The sequence below is a fragment of the Micromonospora sp. WMMD961 genome, from assembly GCF_029626145.1.
In the GTDB taxonomy this organism is placed as follows: Bacteria; Actinomycetota; Actinomycetes; order Mycobacteriales; family Micromonosporaceae; genus Micromonospora.
Genome location: NZ_JARUBJ010000002.1, coordinates 636,681 through 653,233, shown reverse-complemented (window position 1 = coordinate 653,233; position 16,553 = coordinate 636,681). Strand labels below are relative to the sequence as shown.

General features: G+C 70.9%; 15 protein-coding genes. 2 read left to right on the top strand and 13 right to left on the bottom strand.

Annotated features, from left to right (window positions below):
* Positions 1-8 precede the first annotated feature (8 nt).
* The 13 genes from O7614_RS03200 to paaA form a co-directional block, all read right to left on the bottom strand.
* Positions 9-374: an NADH-quinone oxidoreductase subunit A gene (locus O7614_RS03200; RefSeq protein ID WP_007454588.1), complete on the bottom strand. Its 366-nt coding sequence runs from the start codon at positions 372-374 to the stop codon at positions 9-11.
* A gap of 191 nt (positions 375-565) precedes the next feature.
* Entirely contained in the window at positions 566-1,843 is a 1,278-nt protein-coding gene (locus tag O7614_RS03195) for a geranylgeranyl reductase family protein (RefSeq protein ID WP_278136999.1), read from the bottom strand.
* 139 nt (positions 1,844-1,982) lie between these two features.
* Positions 1,983-2,207: a hypothetical protein gene (locus O7614_RS03190; protein WP_130406437.1), complete on the bottom strand. Its 225-nt coding sequence runs from the start codon at positions 2,205-2,207 to the stop codon at positions 1,983-1,985.
* A gap of 89 nt (positions 2,208-2,296) precedes the next feature.
* Positions 2,297-3,007 (bottom strand): demethylmenaquinone methyltransferase, encoded by a 711-nt coding sequence (locus O7614_RS03185; RefSeq protein WP_278136998.1) that lies wholly within the window; start codon positions 3,005-3,007, stop codon positions 2,297-2,299.
* A 191-nt stretch (positions 3,008-3,198) separates the two neighbouring features.
* Positions 3,199-4,458, bottom strand: coding sequence for a cell wall anchor protein (locus tag O7614_RS03180; RefSeq protein WP_278136997.1), 1,260 nt, complete (start codon positions 4,456-4,458; stop codon positions 3,199-3,201).
* A 427-nt stretch (positions 4,459-4,885) separates the two neighbouring features.
* Positions 4,886-6,076, bottom strand: a complete 1,191-nt coding sequence (gene mqnC / locus O7614_RS03175) for a cyclic dehypoxanthinyl futalosine synthase (protein ID WP_278136996.1) — start codon at positions 6,074-6,076, stop codon at positions 4,886-4,888.
* 202 nt (positions 6,077-6,278) lie between these two features.
* On the bottom strand, positions 6,279-6,689 hold the full coding sequence (locus O7614_RS03170) for a hypothetical protein (RefSeq protein WP_278136995.1): 411 nt from the start codon (positions 6,687-6,689) through the stop codon (positions 6,279-6,281).
* Positions 6,686-10,315 carry an ALF repeat-containing protein gene (locus O7614_RS03165; protein ID WP_278136994.1) on the bottom strand — a complete coding sequence of 1,210 codons (3,630 nt, stop codon included), beginning with the start codon at positions 10,313-10,315 and terminating at the stop codon, positions 6,686-6,688. Before O7614_RS03165 ends, O7614_RS03170 begins: the two co-directional genes overlap by 4 nt.
* A gap of 132 nt (positions 10,316-10,447) precedes the next feature.
* Positions 10,448-11,557 (bottom strand): 1,2-phenylacetyl-CoA epoxidase subunit PaaE, encoded by a 1,110-nt coding sequence (gene paaE, locus O7614_RS03160; protein WP_278136993.1) that lies wholly within the window; start codon positions 11,555-11,557, stop codon positions 10,448-10,450.
* Positions 11,554-12,030: a 1,2-phenylacetyl-CoA epoxidase subunit PaaD gene (gene paaD, locus O7614_RS03155; protein ID WP_278136991.1), complete on the bottom strand. Its 477-nt coding sequence runs from the start codon at positions 12,028-12,030 to the stop codon at positions 11,554-11,556. The genes paaE and paaD overlap by 4 nt, the downstream gene beginning before the upstream one ends.
* Positions 12,024-12,749, bottom strand: a complete 726-nt coding sequence (paaC, locus tag O7614_RS03150) for a 1,2-phenylacetyl-CoA epoxidase subunit PaaC (RefSeq protein WP_278136990.1) — start codon at positions 12,747-12,749, stop codon at positions 12,024-12,026. The genes paaD and paaC overlap by 7 nt, the downstream gene beginning before the upstream one ends.
* A gap of 76 nt (positions 12,750-12,825) precedes the next feature.
* Positions 12,826-13,110: a 1,2-phenylacetyl-CoA epoxidase subunit PaaB gene (gene paaB, locus O7614_RS03145; RefSeq protein WP_091395615.1), complete on the bottom strand. Its 285-nt coding sequence runs from the start codon at positions 13,108-13,110 to the stop codon at positions 12,826-12,828.
* Complete coding sequence (paaA, locus tag O7614_RS03140) at positions 13,107-14,186, bottom strand: 1,2-phenylacetyl-CoA epoxidase subunit PaaA (protein WP_278136989.1); 1,080 nt, start codon at positions 14,184-14,186, stop codon at positions 13,107-13,109. The genes paaB and paaA overlap by 4 nt, the downstream gene beginning before the upstream one ends.
* 372 nt (positions 14,187-14,558) lie before the next feature.
* Here paaA and O7614_RS03135 point away from each other — a divergent pair, with 372 nt between their 5' ends.
* Complete coding sequence (locus tag O7614_RS03135) at positions 14,559-15,548, top strand: hypothetical protein (RefSeq protein ID WP_278136988.1); 990 nt, start codon at positions 14,559-14,561, stop codon at positions 15,546-15,548.
* A complete protein-coding gene (locus O7614_RS03130) occupies positions 15,548-16,510 on the top strand; it encodes a hypothetical protein (protein ID WP_278136987.1) in 963 nt (320 codons plus the stop codon). The genes O7614_RS03135 and O7614_RS03130 overlap by 1 nt, the downstream gene beginning before the upstream one ends.
* Positions 16,511-16,553: the final 43 nt, after the last annotated feature.

Sequence of the window (16,553 nt, the reverse complement as noted above, 5' to 3'; positions counted from 1 at the left end):
TTCCTTCCTCAGTCCCAGTCCAGGCCGCCGCGCCGCCACACGTAGGCGTACGCAACGAAGACCGCGACGATGAACAGGACCATCTCCACGAAGCCGAAGATCGGCAGAGCGTCGAACGAGACCGCCCAGGGGTAGAGGAAGATGATCTCGATGTCGAAGACGATGAAGAGCATCGCCGTCAGGTAGAACTTGATCGGGAACCGCCCGCCGCCGACCGGCTGCGGGCTGGGCTCGATGCCGCACTCGTAAGCTTCGAGTTTGGCCTTGTTGTAGCGACGGGGCCCGGCGAAGCGGGCGGCGCCGACGGAAAACAGCGAGAACGCCGCGGCGAGGGCGAACAGCCCGATGATCGGTGCGTAAGGCGAGAGCGACATCGTTTTCTCCTGCTCGTCCTTCCCTGCCCTCGGTGCTTGACGAAAATCACACTATTCACGTCCCTCGCAGTGGCAGTCGGCGGGGGTCGATCTTTGTCAGCGTCGGGGCCGTGACCAGCACCGATGCCGTCCTACTTATACGGTTCCCGCCTTCGTTCGCGACTGCGGGGCTCGCAAGCTCACTCCTCGCGCTACACGGCCGGCGCGGCCTTCGTCATCGCGTTGATGACCCGGTCCATCGCGTCCCCGCCACGCGGATCGGTCAGGTTGGCCAACAGCTTGAGCACGAAACGCATCAGCGTCGGGTGCGGCATGCCGTGTTTGGTGGCGATCCGCATGATCTCCGGGCGGCCGATCAGTTTCACGAAGATGCCGCCCAGCCGGTAGTAGCCGCCAAGCCGGGCCTTCAGCTCGTTCGGGTACGCCATCAGCGCCCGCTCCCGCTCCGGGCCGGCCGGCCGCGCGAGGGCCTGGACAACGACCTCCGCGGCCAGTTCGCCGGACTCCATCGCGTACGCGATGCCCTCGCCGTTGAACGGGTTGACCATGCCACCCGAGTCACCGACCAGCAGCACGCCACGGGTGTAGTGCGGCACCCGGTTGAAGCCCATCGGCAGCGCGGCGCCCAGGATCGGGCCGTCGGCGTTGGTCTCGTCGGTCATCCCCCAGTCTTCCGGGGTGTTGGCGAGCCAGTCGGTGAGCAGCCGGCGGTAGTTGGTCTTGCCGAACGCGGAGGACGAGTTGAGCACTCCGAGGCCGACGTTGACCCGACCGTCGCCGAGGCCGAAGATCCAGCCGTAGCCGGGCAGCAGGTTGTCGCCGCTGTCCTTGCTGCGCAGTTCCAACCAGGATTCGAGGTAGTTGTCCTCGTGCTTGGCCGGCGAGCGGTAGTAGCGGCGGACGGCCACGCCGATCGGCCGGTCCTCCCGTTTGGCCAGCCCGAGCGCGAGCGGGAAACGGCCGGAGACGCCGTCCGCCGCGACGACCAGCGGGGCGTGGAAGGTGGTGGGCTCCTTGCCCGGGCCGACCTCCGCCTCGACGCCGGTGACCCGGCCGTCGCCGTCGAGCACCGGACCCAGCACGTTGACGTTGGTTCGCAGCTTCGCGCCAGCCGCCACCGCCCGCTGGGCGAGCAGGTCGTCGAAGTCCAGCCTCGTCCGCACCAGGCCGTAGTTGGGGAAGCTGGCCAGCTCTGGCCAGTCCAGTTCGAGACGTACGCCGCCACCGATGACGCGCAGGCCGCGATTGTGCAGCCAGCCCGCCTCGGGCGAGGTGTCCACACCCATCCGGATCAGCTGGCGCACGGCGCGCGGGGTCAACCCGTCGCCGCAGACCTTTTCCCGCGGGAACTCGGTCTTCTCCAGCAACAGCACCCGTACGCCGTGCCGGGCCAGGTGGTACGCGGTCGCTGACCCACCGGGACCGGCGCCCACGACGATGACGTCGGCATCGTGTTCCACCGCGGTCATTCGCGCCTCCTCCCGCACGCTCGTGAAATGCTTCACAAGCCAGACGGGACGAGTGTATGACCGGCGTCATACCAGCGCAGGATCAGGGGTACCTAACTCGCCGATGTGACAGCCCACGACCGTCCACAGCAGCCAGGTGTCAGGCCGGACTGGGTGCGTCGAGCCCCGCGTCGACCCGGATGGTCTCCGGCAGATGTTCACGGAGCGCCCCACCCGCCGCCCGGTCGAGTGCCGCCAACACTTCGGCGACCACCTGCCGGACCTCCACCGGATCGGCACCGGCCAACGCGCGCAACTGCGCGATGAGTTCGGCAGCGTCGTCGTCGGTGGCGGCCACCGGGTCCGCCGGGTCTGCTCCGGTCATGGGTCCAGCGTACGGGGCAAAGTGGACTAAATGACGATATTCACGGAACCTGAATAATGTCCGTACCGGCCCGTGTGGGGTGCCGAGCGCTACTCGCGGATGCCCCGGTGCAGAGCCACCACACCACCGGTCAGGTTGCGCCACGCCACCCGTCCCCACCCGGCCGCGGCGACCCGCCCGGCCAGCGCGGCCTGGTCCGGCCAGGCCCGGACCGACTCGGCGAGATAGACGTACGCCTCGGGGTTGCTCGACACCGCACGGGCGACCGCCGGCAGCGACCGCATCAGGTACGACAGGTAGACCGTCCGGAAGACCGGGTTGACCGGAGTGCTGAACTCGCACACCGTCAGCCGCCCGCCCGGCCGGGTCACCCGTGCCAACTCCCGCAGCGCCGCATCGGTGTCGTTGACGTTGCGCAGGGCGAAGGAGATGGTCACCGCGTCGAAGCTGGCATCGGCGAACGGCAGTCGCAGCGCGTCTCCGGCCAGCAGCGGCACCTCGGGGCGGGACCGCTTGCCGGCGTACAGCATGCCCAGCGACAGGTCGACCCCGACCGCGTACGCCCCCGACTGGGCCAGCTCACGGGTCGAGACGCCGGTGCCGGCGCCCACGTCCAGCACCCGCTCGCCCGGCCGCAATCCGAGCGCCGCCCGGGTGGCCCGACGCCAGGAGCGGTCCTGACCCAGCGAAATCACCGTGTTGGTCAGGTCGTAACGCTCTGCCACGCCATCGAACATCGCGGCGACCTCGTGCGGCTGCTTGTCCAGGCTGGCTCGCTGGCCCTGCGGAGTACGGCTCACCCCACCACTCTGCCAGCCGTCCACCGACCGACGCTCGGAGGGTGGCGCGGCCTGTGCCGGGGAACGCGAAAGGGCGGGGTGCCGTGGCCGCGCGGCCCACGCACGCGAAAGGGCGGGGTGGTCGTCCACCCCGCCCTCACGTCGTGCCAGCCTGCCGCCGCTCTCGTCCGAGCGGCGTCGGGGCGTGTTCGTCAGTCGGTCGACTTCTCGTCGCCGGGGGCGACCAGGACGACCTTGCGCCGGCGGGAGAGCACCAGCAGCGCACCGCCCGCGAGCAGGATGAGCGCGCCGATGCCACCGATCAGACCGGCCTGCACACCGGTCACCGGCAACCCGCCGTCGCCGCCACCGCCGCCGGCTGCCGGCGAGGTGGCGGTGCCCGGGGTGGCCGTCCCGGTCGGCGTGGGCGTACCGGTCGGCGTCGCCGTGGGCGTGGGAGTCGCGGTCGGCGTGGGCGTCGGCGTCGCGGTCAGGTCCACGAACGCCTCGAAGGTGGTGTGGTTGTCCATCACGTCGACCTCGGTGAACGCCTTGCGTTGCGCCTGGCTGGCCACCTCCGGCTCCTCCTCGGCCTGCCCTGCGGCGCCGTCCAGCCCGTACGCGAAGAGGTCACCCTCGTGCAGCACCGGCTCGGTCACGTCGTCGCCGACGGTCACCCGGACGTCCGAGGTGTAGTACTCGCCGGGCTTCAAAACCGCACCGGCGTCCTCGCAGAACAGCTGCTGCTTGTCCTGGAACACCTGCTCGATGCAGCCCTCCGGCTTCTGCGCGAAGGTGACGCCCACCGGCAGGGTCAGACCGTAGAAGACGCCCGTCGCCTTGCGACTGCCGTCGTTGTAGATCGCCCAGTCCAACGGCACCGTCTCGCCCCGCCGCACCGGACGCAGGTCGGGATCGTCGCCCTGGACGCCGTTCACCACGACGTTGGCCTGGACGTCCTGCACCCAACTGGTCAGGTCGTAGCCGGGCTTGGCGACGGTGATCCCGTGCTCGACCTTGTTGTCGCCACGCTTGGGGTCGACAGTGGTCGACTTGATGGTGACCACCAACGTGCCGGCGTCACCACGACCACCGGTGGAGAACAGCGGGATGCCGAACTCCTCGCTGGTGCCGGCCGGCACGTCGCCGAGCGCGCAGGTGAACGTCTTGCCCTTCACCTGGCAGCCGTCCGGCACCACGACGCCGACCATGTTCTTGTCCAACTGGCTGACGTTGGCGGTGTAGCTGACACCCTTGGCGGCGACCGTGCTCCGGCTGTTGTCGACCCGGAACTTGAACGGCTTGGCCTTGGCCGCCTTGACACCCTTGGCCAGCTCGTAGCTGAGCGGCACCAGCGCCAGATCGGCCTGGTCGGCGGCCTGCGCGGGGGCGGCCACGGTGGCCAGGCCACCGGCCGCGAGCAGAGCCACGACACCAGCGCGCGCCAGGGCCGAGTGGTGGAACGCTGTCATCAGTCCCCCGGGGGTAGGGAAGAAAGAATTGGTTGCGGAACGAGCGGACGCTATCGGAGGTCGATCTCGCACGCCAGCATGCGGAGGCGATTTCATCCGTCCGGCCCGAGCTGGGCAGACGGTACGGGCGGGATGGTCACCCATCCCGCCCGTACCGCCGTGCGTTATATGAACGACCCGCAACGGGCCGATGGAGGACGAGCCCACGACGAAGACCGTCAGACCATCCGCCACCAGCACGATCGCCCCGAACTCGGCGACCGACGGTAGCGACGGATACGAGCCGCGACGCTAGCCGTCGGCGATCATCTCCACCACCCCGCGCCGAGCAGCCTGACGGAGCGGCGACCGGGACCACCCGTACCGCCGGGGCGTTCCGGCGGGAGCATGAGCGGTGGTCAGCCGAACGGCCGGGCGAAGACGGGCGTCAGTTGACCTCGACCAGCGGCAGGGACCTGCCCGCACCGCCGCCGGGCAGCGCGATCGAGGAGAAGTGCGAGACCACCCGCTCGTCGGTCGGGTCGTCGGCCGGCGTGTGGTGCACGGCGAGCCGGTTGTAGAGGGTGTCCCGCTGCGCCGGGATCCGGTCTGCCGAGCGGATCATGCCGATCAGCTCGTGCAGGTTGGAGCGGTGCCGCGCACCGGCGGAGGAGATGACGTTCTCCTCCAGCATGATCGAGCCGAGGTCGTCCACACCCATGTGCAACGCGAGCTGCCCGACGTCCTTGCCGGTGGTCAGCCAGGACGCCTGCAGGTGCGGCACGGTCTCGAAAAAGAGCCGGGCCACCGCGACCAGCCGCAGGTATTCCAGCGTGGTCGCCTGGGTGCGGCCCTTGAGGTGGTTGTTCTCCGGCTGGTACGTCCACGGGATGAAGGACCGGAAACCCCGGGTGCGGTCCTGCACGTCCCGGATCATGCGCAGGTGCTCGATCCGCTCGGCGTGCGTCTCGCCGGTGCCCATCATCATGGTGGCGGTCGACTCGATGCCCTGCCGGTGGGCCAGCTCCATGACCTCCAGCCAGCGCTCGCCCGACTCCTTGAGCGGCGCGATGGCCTTCCGCGGCCGCTCGGGCAGCATCTCCGCGCCGGCACCGGCGATCGAGTCCAGACCGGCGGTCTTGATCCGGGCGATGGCCTCGTCCAGGCTCACCCCGGAGACCTTCGCCATGTGCAGGATCTCGCTCGGGCCGATCGAGTGGATGACCAACTGCGGGTACGCCTGCTTGACCGAGGAGAACAGGTCCTCGTAGTACTCCACGCCGTAGTCCGGGTGGTGCCCGCCCTGGAGCATCACCTGGGTAGCGCCCAGCTCGACCGCCTCGCCGCACCGGCGCAGGATCTCCTCGGTCGGGTGGGTCCACCCTTCCTTGTGCTTGGGCGCCCGGTAGAACGCGCAGAACTTGCACGCCGTCACGCAGACGTTCGTGTAGTTGATGTTGCGGTCGATCAGGTACGTGACGACGTTGTCCGGATAGCGCCGCCGGCGCACCGCGTCCGCCGCCTCGCCCAACGCGTGGAAGGGCGCCTCGGTGTAGAGCAGCAGCGCCTCCTCGGGCGTGATCCGCCCGCCGTCCGCGCCACGCTGCAGGATGTCGTCGATCTCCCGGCTCACCGTCACGCCATCGAGCGTACGCCCCGGTCACCGCAGCCACCCTGGGGGCGCTGCCACGCCCGGCGGGCAGTGGCTCACCTCACTACGAGCGCCGATGGCCCGCCCCGGGAACCGGAACGGGCCATCGTCTGTCGCGCCTCCGGGCCTCCGGCGAGGATGGTGCGGGTGTTGGTCGGGCTCCGGCCGGTCGACCGGAGCCCGACCACGATCACTCCTCGGACAGTTCGACCCGCACGCCGTACCGTCTGCGGGCGTCGTCCACCATCTCCGCGCCTCCGTACCGGGGCAGGCGGGCACGCCACCACGGACGGGGCACCTCGAAGGGGAGCGGCTCCGATCCGAGCAGGGCCCGGAACCGTTCGTCCGACTCCGCGACCTGCTCCCGCATCCAGCGCAGCTCCGGTACGCCCTCGAGCGCCGGTGCGTTCAGCACCCTCTCGATGAGGTCTCGGACCGTCAGGTCGTTGTCGTACTCGTCGAGGTTGTCGTCGTAGCCCTCCTCGCAGAACTCCACGAACTGGGCCCACTGCGCCAACAACTCTCCGGGCAGGCGGGGACGCGCGCCCGTCGAGGCCACCACCGCCTGGAAACGTTCGGCGAAGCCGGTGGGATCGGTCATGGCGTGAACTGCGAACGGAAGTAGTCCATCGGACTCATTTCGGTGGGGCGGAAGAAGGAGCGGATCGAACCGTCGGGTGCACGGATGCCGAACCAGCCCGTGTTCGGGTCCACCCGGACGAGGTCACCGCCCCTACGGACGCCCTCGACGGCGCCCGGAGGCTTCGGGCCGCCCATGAACTGGCGAGCCGCCTGCCGGTAGGCAGAGTAACTCGCGAACTCCGGCATGTCCGGCGCGACCACCTTTCCCGTCCCGTCGACCCTCAACCGCGTCTTGCCGTTCTTCAGGATGATTCCCTTGACGTGCTTGGCGTAGTGGCTGAACGCCGACGCCTCGCTGGCGAAGTCGCCCACTCGTGCGAGCGCGCCCCGGGAGAGCTGAGCGACGCTGGGCACCTTGCCCACCAGCCCGAGCGCCTTACCCAGCGGCCGCACCGCCGGCCCGATGCCCGACTCCATGTAGCGGATGACAACCGGGGTGCCGACGACATCCTTGAGCTGACGCTTCAGCTCGGCCCCGCAGGTGTCCGGGCTGTCCCACGGGAACGAGATGCCGTGTCGGGTGTTCTGGCAGTAATCGTAGAGCAGCTGCTCGGCGACATCCGGCCTGCCCTGCAGGGTCTCCCAGCTGATGTTGCCAGCCCAATCGCCGAGCCAGGCGTCGAAGTCCTTCGCCAGCTCGGCACAGGAACCGACACCCAACGTCGCCGGAAGTTTGATCCCATTGAGGTAGCACGCTCCATCGAACTCGATCATCGTGGTCGAGTTCTCGTACTCCTTGAGCCCGGGGTCGCCGTCTACCTCCGCCTGTTCGGCCTGCCGGGTGGCGGCGTCCTCCTGGCGCTGCAGCTCGATGGCGTGCGCGGCCGCCTCGCGGGCCGCCTCGGCGGCCAGCGCCGCGTCCTTGCCGGCCGCGATGGCGGAGGCGCGGGCCGCGGCAGCCGCGGCGTAGGCGTCGTTGGCGAAGCTCCGCGCCTGGGCGGCGGAGGCGGTCGCCTGCGCCGCCGAAGCGGTCGCGCTCACGGCAGCCCGCTTGGCCGAGTTCGCCGCGTCGCGGGCGGCCCTGGCGGCGGCCTCCGCGGCCTCCGCCGAGGCCTTGGCCTGGGCGGCGGAGACAGCCGCCTGATCCGCGTACCCCTGCGCGTCGTCGGCCGCGTCGCGCGCCTGCTGCGCGTACATCTCGGCCTCGGCGGCAGCCTTGCGGGCCACCGCCGCGACCCGTGCCGCCTCCGCCGCGTCGGCCCGCGCGGTGGCGGCGACTCCGGCGGCCTGTGCGACGTACTGGCGGACGGTCGCCACGTGCGTGGCCGTCTCCTGGTCGCGCTGCCGGGCCTTGTGCTGCTCGACCGTGATGAAGTCACGCAGGCCCTGCCGTGGCCCCGCCAGGGCGATCCGGGCGGCGGCGGTGAGCTCCGCACCGGCACCCGACATGATGGTGGCGATGGCGATCCGGTCGTCCTGCTCGGCGGCGGCGTACTGACCGGTACGCAGGAAGGCGTGGGCGTCTGCCGGGGTGCCCCTCAGTGCGACCTGGGCGGCGGCGTCCGTGCTGGGACCACCACGAGCCATGACCTCCGCGATGGCGACACGGTCGTCCTGGATCTTGCCCTCGTACATGGGCAGCCGAAGGAAGTCGACGATCGTGGCGTGCGTACCAGCGAGCGCCGCCTCGGCGGCCTGGGCCAGTGCCGGCTTGTCGGTGGTGTCCGCCAGGTGCGCCACGCGCGCCCGGTCGTCCTGTTCCGCCGCCGTCAGCCGCCCGGCGGTCAGGAAGTGACGCAGATCCGCCTCCGCACCGCTCAGCGCATCCTCGGCGGCGGCCCGGGTCCAGGGACCGGCCTCGTTGGCCAACCGCAGAGCGGCCAACCGACCGCTGCGCAGAACGGTTTCCGTGGGGGCTCCCGATGCCGTGGCCTCGTCGAGCAGCCGCCGGGTCTCCGGGTGCAGTCGGTCGAGTTCCGGCACGTCCCACGCCGGTGGCACCGGCCGGTCGAGTTCCTCCTGCCGCGCCTCGCCGGCCGCCTCCAGACGCTCCTCGGTCTCGATGGTCAGGCGCTCGGCGTCAGCCGTCCGGGCGGCCTGCTCCACCGCGTCCGCCTGGGCTGCCGCCTCACCGGCCAGGTTGGCGGCCTCCGCAGCCGCGGCGGCATGCGCCGTCGACCGGGCTGCGGCCTCCGCAGCCTCACCGGCATGCTCGGCGGCATCGTCGGCCGCCGCGGCGGCGGCCTCCGCGTGCCCCGCCGCGTCGAGGGCGAACCGGTACGCCTTCCGCGCCTCCGTCGCCGCCGTCGCCGCCAGTCGCTGCGCAGCATCCGCCGCACGATCAGCGCGAGCGGCCAACCGTCGTGCCTTGGCTGCGGCCGCCCGCGCCTGCCGCGCCTGCTCCTCGGCGACGTTCGCGTGTCCACCGGCCTCGTCGGCGGCGTTGGCCGCTAGTTGCGCGTTCGCCGCCGCGCTGCGAGCCGCCGCGGCGGCACCGCCGGAGGCCTCCGCGGCGTCCGCCGAGGCGCGGGCCGCCTCGGCGGCGCGACGCGCCGCCTTGCCCACGTCCCGGGCTCGCTGCGCCGCCTGGCGGGCGAGGCTAGCCTTGTTGGCGTCGGTGGCCGCCGCCGCGGCGGCACCGCGCGCATCGGAGGCCGCACGACCCGCGAGCGCGGCCGCGGAGGCCGCCCTGGCCGCCGCGTTGGACGCCACCCGGGCCGCGTTGTTGGCCGCGCTGGCCGCGCCGATCGCCTCCTGGGCCGCCGCAGCCGCGCGGGAGGCCGCGTTGGCCGCCCGGGCGGCTGCTGCCGCCGCCTGGCTGGCCGAATCCTTCGCGGCCGCCGTCTCGGCGGCCGCTGTCTGCGCCGCCTCCTTCGCCAGCCGGGCGGCGGTGACCGCCCGCGCCGAGGCGTCCTTGGCGGCCTGCGTCTCCCGGGCTGCCGTCTCCTGCGCCTGCGTCGCCAACTCGACCAGGCGCGAGACGGTCAAGATCTCCTCGTCCCGTGCGCGGGCCACGTGCTGGCCCCGGTCGAGGAACTCCCGGACGTCGACCGGGGTGCCCCGCAGCGCCGTCTGTGCGGCCGCCCGCACATTCGCGCCACCGACCGCCATGATCTCCGCGGTCGCGATCCGGTCGTCCTGGACGCGGGCCTGGTACTGCCCGGACACGAGGAACTCGGCGACCGCCTGGTCCCCCGCGTTCAACGCCGTCTGGGCCGCCGCATCGGTGGCCGGCCCGCCGAGAGTGATGATCTCGGCGATCCGGACGCGCTGGTCCTGCCGCATGGGAGCGACGAAGCCGGTTTCCAGGAATGCCCGGGCGTCCGCTTCCGATCCGCGCAGCACCTGCTGGGCCGCCGCGTTCACGGCCGGCCCGCTCAGCGCCATCAGCTCGGCGATCCGGACCCGGTCGTCCTGCGCTCGGGCCACCTGCTGGCCGGTCGTGACGAAGGCGTGGACGTCGGCGTCACTGCCGACGAGCGCCGCCTCGGCCGCATAGCTGAGCACCGGGCTGCCACTCTTCATCAGCCAGACCGCGAGTGCCCGCTCCCCCGACACGTCCACCGGGTCGGCGGCGGCGGGCACATGGCCGACGCCCACCGTGAGGGAGGCAGCAGCCAGGAGGGCCACCGCTCCCCGACTCAAGAGTCCAATTTGCGCACGCCATCGCTTGGTACGTCCCACCGAAGCCCCCGAACGTCGACTGTGGCTGCCAGCCGTAGCAGCAGGGGGACTCTATGTGAGATAGACGAGCACGCGCTGCCCCGTCGCAGCGCCTCAGGCGTCGTAGTCGACGGTCAGCGTGTCGGTCGTAGGGCTGGACTGGCAGGTCAGCACGTAGCCGGCGGCCAACTCGTCCGGCTCCAGCGCGTAGTTGCGGGCCATCGTGACCGACCCGTCGACGACCTTCGCCTTGCAGGTCGAGCAGACACCACCCTTGCAGGCGTACGGCAACTCGCCGCGCACCTTCAGCGCGGCGTCCAGCACCCGCTCCTCGCGACCCATGGTGAAGCTCGACGATCGGCCGTCCAGCACGATGGTCACCTCGGTTCCGGCGCCGGCCCGGTCGACCGGCCGGCGGACCGGCTCCGGCGGCGCGTCGACGTGGAACAGTTCGGTGTGCACCGCCGACTCGGGCAGCCCTCGACCGGTCAACACGTCCCGGACGTCGACCACCATGCCGTACGGGCCGCAGAGGAACCACTCCTCGATCAGGTCACCCGGCACGATGCTGCCGAGCAACCGGCCCAGCCGTTCCGCGTCGACCCGCCCGGAGAGCAGCGGGGACTCGCCCTGCTCCCGGGAGAGCACGTGCACCAGGTGCAGGCGGCTGGGATGGCGGTCCTTCAGGTCGGCCAACTCCTCGGCGAACATCACCGTGTTCGCCGTGCGGTTGCCGTACACCACTGTGAAGGTGCTGGCCGGCTCGACGGCCAGGGCGGTCGCGACCAGCCCGAGCACCGGGGTGATGCCGGAGCCCGCGACGACCGCGCCGTAGTGCCGCACCCGGTCCGGCGCGAACGCCGTGGTGAACGTGCCCAGCGGCGGCAGCACCTCGACCGTGTCGCCGCCGCGCAGCGCCCCGCAGGCGAACGCCGAGAAGGCGCCGCCGGGGACCTCGCGCACCCCGATCCGCAACCGGCCGTGCCGGGCCAGGTCGTCGGGGGTGGAGCAGATCGAGTACGACCGGCGCACGTCGGTGCCGTCCTCGGCGACGCGACGGACGGTGAGGTGCTGACCCGCGCGGAACGCGAAGGTCTCCCGCAACTCCTCGGGTACGGCGAAGGTCACCGCCACGGAATCGTCGGTGAGGCGGTCGACGGCGTCGACGGACAGCGGATGGAAGACCGGCCGGCGGCGGGCCGGGCGGGTGATCGTGACAGTCACAGCGCCTTCAGGTGGTCGAAGGGTTCGGAGCAGGAACGGCACCGCCACAGCGCCTTGCACGCGGTGGAGCCGAAGCGGCTGACCTGCTCGGTCTCCGGCGAGCCGCACCGCGGGCAGCGGACCGCGAGGGTCAGCGACACGACGCCGGGTGCCGGAGCCGGAGCCGGCGGCGCGATCCCGGCGGCGGCGAGCTTCGCCCGCCCGTCCGCGGAGATCCAGTCGGTGCTCCACGGTGGGCTGAAGACGGTGCGGATCTCGGCGTCGGGGTGACCCGCCACCGCGAGCGCGCGGCGGATGTCGGCGCGGATCACGTCCATCGCCGGGCAGCCGGTGTAGGTCGGGGTGATGGTGACGGTGACCCGGCCGCTGACCGGATCCTCCTCGACGGCCCGCAGGATGCCCAGCTCGTCGATGGTGATGACCCGGATCTCCGGGTCCACCACCGACGCGGCCGCCGCCCTGGGGTTCACCACCGCGCTCCGGGGTGGGCGCGGTGCAACACCTGCATCTCGGCGAGCAGGTAGGCCAGGTGCTCGGTGTGCACGCCGGTTCGTCCGCCGGCCGGCGCCCAGCCGCTCTCCGGCCGACTGAGCGTCGCCTCGGCCAGCACCGCGCCGACCGTCTCGTCGAACGCCGGCCGCAGGGTGGCCGGGTCGACCGGCGCCGCCGGGTCCGCGACGAACAGCTCATGGGTGTACGGCCACACCTGGTCGACCGCCGCCTGCATGCGACGGTGCGACTCCTCGGTGCCGTCGCCGAGCCGCTTCACCCACAGCGCGCCGTGGTCCAGGTGGTACGCCGACTCCTTGCGTGCCTTCGCGCCGATCGCGGCCAGCCGCTCGTCCGCGCAGTCGACCAGCGCGGTGTACAGCGGCAACTGGTACGCGGCCAGGAAGAACAGCTTCGCCATCGTCACCGCGAAGTCGCCGTTGGGCAGTTCGACCAGGAGCGCGTTGCGGAACTCGCGGTCGTCGCGCAGGTACGCCAACGCGTCCTCGTCCCGACCCGCGCCCTCCAACTCGCCCGCGTACGACAACAGCAGGCGGGCCGCGCCGAGCTGGTCGAGGGCGATGTTGGCCAGCGCGATGTCCTCTTCCATCTCCGGCGCGCGGGTGGTCCACTCGGCCAACCGCTGCGCCGCGATCAACGCGTCGTCGGCGAGGCCGAGGGTGAAGTCGAAGGGCCCGTTCACGCCGTCACCTCGCTGCGCTCGGCGGCGACGCGAAGCGCCCCGCTGCTGAGCCGGCCGGTTCGCTCGCTCCGCTCACTCACAGGTGAGCCACCCCGTCCGGCACCTCGTAGAAGGTGGGGTGACGGTAGACCTTGTCGGCGGCCGGGTCGAAGAAGGCGTCCTTCTCGTCCGGGCTGGACGCGGTGATCGCGCCGGCCGGCACCACCCAGATCGACACACCCTCCTGGCGGCGGGTGTAGAGGTCCCGGGCGTTGCGCAGGGCCAGCTCGGCGTCGGGGGCGTGCAGGCTGCCGACGTGGGTGTGCGACAGCCCGCGTCGGGCCCGCACGAAGACCTCCCAGAGAGGGGTGTGTTGCGTCATGCCGCGGCCGTCTCCTTCTGTCCCGCCCGCTTCGCGGCGTACGCCGCGGCGGCCTCGCGTACCCATGCGCCGTCGGCGTGCGCGGCCCGGCGGTGGGCGATCCGTTCCCGGTTGCACGGCCCGTCGCCGGAGATCACGCGCATCAGCTCGTCGTAGTCCGGCTGGGTGTAGTCGTACGCCTGCCGCTCCTCGTTCCAGCGCAGGCCCGCGTCGGGGATGCGGAGCCCGAGGATCTCGGCCTGCTGGACGCACATGTCGACGAAACGTTGCCGCAGGTCGTCGTTGGAGAAACGCTTGATCTTCCAGGCCATCGACCGGGCGGAGTGGGTGGAGTCGCCGTCCGGCGGGCCGAACATGGCCAGCGACGGGTACCACCAGCGGTCCACCGCGTCCTGGGCCATCGCCTGCTGCCCCGGGGTGCCGTGCGCAAGGGTGTGCAGGATCTCGTAGCCCTGCCGCTGGTGGAACGACTCCTCCTTGCAGACCCGGATCATCGCGCGGGCGTACGGCCCGTACGAGCAGCGGCACAGCGGCACCTGGTTGACGATCGCCGCACCGTCCACCAGCCATCCGATCGCGCCCACGTCGGCCCAGCTCAGGGTGGGGTAGTTGAAGATCGAGCTGTACTTCTGCCTTCCGTCGAGCAGCAGTTGGACCAGCTCGTCGCGGCTGATGCCGAGGGTTTCGGCGGCGGCGTAGAGGTAGAGGCCGTGGCCCGCCTCGTCCTGCACCTTGGCCAGCAGGATGGCCTTGCGCTTGAGCGACGGGGCCCGGCTGATCCAGTTGCCCTCCGGCTGCATCCCGATGATCTCGGAGTGGGCGTGCTGGGCGATCTGCCGGATCAACGTCCGCCGGTACGCGTCGGGCATCCAGTCCCGTGGCTCGATCTTCTGCTCGGCGTCGACGACCTCGGCGAAGTACGCGGCGAGGTCCTCGTCGGGGGCGGGGCCACCACGTCGCCCGCGTGCTGCCGCCGCGCGCAGCTCGGCCTCGGCGGCCTCGACCTCGCCCAGCAGGCCGCTGGCGGGCCCCTCGTCCGGCGCGCCGTCCGGGGCGGAGAAGTCGTTGCCATACATGAGGCTAAGTGTTACAGCTTGCACCACGATGCGCCAGGGGGTGTAACAGAAATCCGAGGATCCCATCCGTAACGGAATGAGCGCTTTACGTCACCTCGAACCGTCGAACGTGGCCGTGACTTAGGCCACGAGACAAAGGTGAATCCACTCAATAAACGCATACCGGTCCCATATCCCGCCTTTATCGCAGGTTGCCTAGTGTCGAGGTCTGGCGGGTCCCACAACCGGACGTAGACTTTCGCCGTCACACCGATCGGCTTCAGACGATTGCCGCGAAGGACAGAGGCCACCTCCCCCGGCCTCGGCGGTCGGCCGATCCTTTCGGACAACAAGCCGGTCCCCCCGGCCCTGACACCTGGAGCTCACCCACTCATGCGATCTCGCGTGACCATGGTGCTCGCCATAACGGCGGTGCTGCTCGGCGGCGTCCTCCTGGTCCCCGCCGCGTACGCCCGCCTCTCCGACGGCGCCAGCAGCGGAGGCGGAGGCGGCGCCGCCTCGACCGTCGCCGCGCCCGCGCCCGCACCACCACCGCCGCCCACACTGGCGGCCGGCCCGGTGTCGGTGAACTTCCAGGGTGAGTTCTTCTCCTGGGCACTGCTGGACCGTGGGACGGGCAAGATCTCCGGGTCACCGAACATGGCAGCGACCAGCTCGACCGAGTCGATGATCAAGGCGTGGATCGTCTCCGACTACCTGCGCCAGCTCGGCGACAAGGAGCCGCCGGCGGCGTTGAAGGAGCAGGCTCGGCTCGCCATCATCGACAGCAACGACGGTGCCGCCAACAAGATCTACGCCGCCGCGGGTGGCTCCTACCGTGTGCTGCCGAACGGGCAGATCGGGCCGGTGATGCAGCGAGCCATCAAGATCTGCGGGCTGACCGACACCAAACGGGGCAACGTCCCGAAGTACGAGGGCTGGTGGAGCTTCACCCGGATGTCGCCTCGTGACGCGGTCCGGGTCGGCAACTGCATCGCCGACGGTCGGGCTGCCGGCCCGAAGTGGACCAAGTGGGTGCTGGAACAGATGGCCAAGGTCAGAGGCACCACCGCGACGAAGGATCAGCGGCCAACCTCGGGCGGTGGCCGCTGGGGGATCATCGACGGCCTGCCCAAGTCGATCACCGCGCAGGGCCCGGTCAGCATCAAGAACGGCTGGACCCCGATCAACTACGACGGCAACTGGCACGTCAACTGCCTGGCCGTCAACGACAAGTGGAGCCTCGCGGTGATGCTGCGTTACCCGATCAAGAGCGGTCTGGACTACGGCGCTAAGGTCTGCGCGAGCGTGGCCACCCAGTTGGTCACCCCACAGCCCGGTGCCGCGCTGAAGGTGCCGCAGCAGCCGGTCGGGAAGCTCTGATGGCCGGAAACCGTCGGGCCGCCCGGCGCCAGGGTGCTGACGCATCCCCGCTTCGGCTGGTCGCGATCGCGGTCATCCTGATCGGGTTGGTGTTGGTGTCACTGCGGCTGCTGCCCGGTTCGCCGTTCGAGTCGGCTGCCGCCGCCAAGTGGGGCGACGCCGGCACGACGACAAGCGATCGGTCCACCGGTGGGGCCACCGACCGCAGCGCCCGCCAGCCGGCCCCACCGTCGCCGAGCCCCAGCCCCTCGTTGGAGCCGCTGCCGTTCGTGGCGAAGAACCTCGACCTGGACATCGAAGGTTGGTATTCCTGGAGCGTGCTGGACCGCCGGACCGGGCAGATCATCGGTTCCAAGAACATGGGCGAGACCAGCACGACCGCCTCGTTGATCAAGTCTTGGATCGTCGCCGACTACCTGCGGCGCTCGGCCGACGCCGGCCAGACGCCGAGCGACGCGAAGCTCGCCGACGCGACACGGATCATCCGGGACAGCGACAACACCCGGGCCGAACAGTTCTACAACACCGTCGGCCGGGACGCCTCGATCAAGCGGCTGATCTCCATGTGCAAGCTGACCGACAGCAGCGTCGCCCCCGACAAGGGCTGGTCCCGGACGGCACTGTCCCCGCGGGACACCGCCCGACTGGGCAACTGCATCGCCACCGGGACCGCCGCCGGGCCGAAGTGGACCAAGTGGCTGCTCAACGAGATGAAGCTGGTGCGCGGCGCCGGCGACTTCGGCATCCGCAAGGCCTTCCCGGCCGCCGAGCAGAAGCAGATCGCCATCAAGAACGGGTGGATCGACCGGACCAAGGAGCAGGAGATGCACATCAACTGCCTGGCCATCGGCGACACCTGGACGATGGGCGTGATGGTCAGGTACCCGATCAACCTGGGTTACGACTACGGCATGAAGAACTGCGAGAAGATCACCGAGGCGTTGCTTCGCCCCGGTGTCTGAGCCGCGCTCACCTCTCCGGCGCCCGCCCGACCAGACAGTTGGT

Bases quoted from the DNA above. Each gene is read 5' to 3' on its own strand.
- O7614_RS03200 (WP_007454588.1), bottom strand. From the start codon at position 374: ATGTCGCTCTCGCCTTACGCACCGATCATCGGGCTGTTCGCCCTCGCC.
- O7614_RS03195 (WP_278136999.1), bottom strand. From the start codon at position 1,843: ATGACCGCGGTGGAACACGATGCCGACGTCATCGTCGTGGGCGCCGGT.
- O7614_RS03190 (WP_130406437.1), bottom strand. From the start codon at position 2,207: ATGACCGGAGCAGACCCGGCGGACCCGGTGGCCGCCACCGACGACGAC.
- O7614_RS03180 (WP_278136997.1), bottom strand. From the start codon at position 4,458: ATGACAGCGTTCCACCACTCGGCCCTGGCGCGCGCTGGTGTCGTGGCT.
- O7614_RS03170 (WP_278136995.1), bottom strand. From the start codon at position 6,689: ATGACCGATCCCACCGGCTTCGCCGAACGTTTCCAGGCGGTGGTGGCC.
- paaB (WP_091395615.1), bottom strand. From the start codon at position 13,110: ATGACGCAACACACCCCTCTCTGGGAGGTCTTCGTGCGGGCCCGACGC.
- paaA (WP_278136989.1), bottom strand. From the start codon at position 14,186: ATGTATGGCAACGACTTCTCCGCCCCGGACGGCGCGCCGGACGAGGGG.
- O7614_RS03135 (WP_278136988.1), top strand. From the start codon at position 14,559: ATGCGATCTCGCGTGACCATGGTGCTCGCCATAACGGCGGTGCTGCTC.
- O7614_RS03130 (WP_278136987.1), top strand. From the start codon at position 15,548: ATGGCCGGAAACCGTCGGGCCGCCCGGCGCCAGGGTGCTGACGCATCC.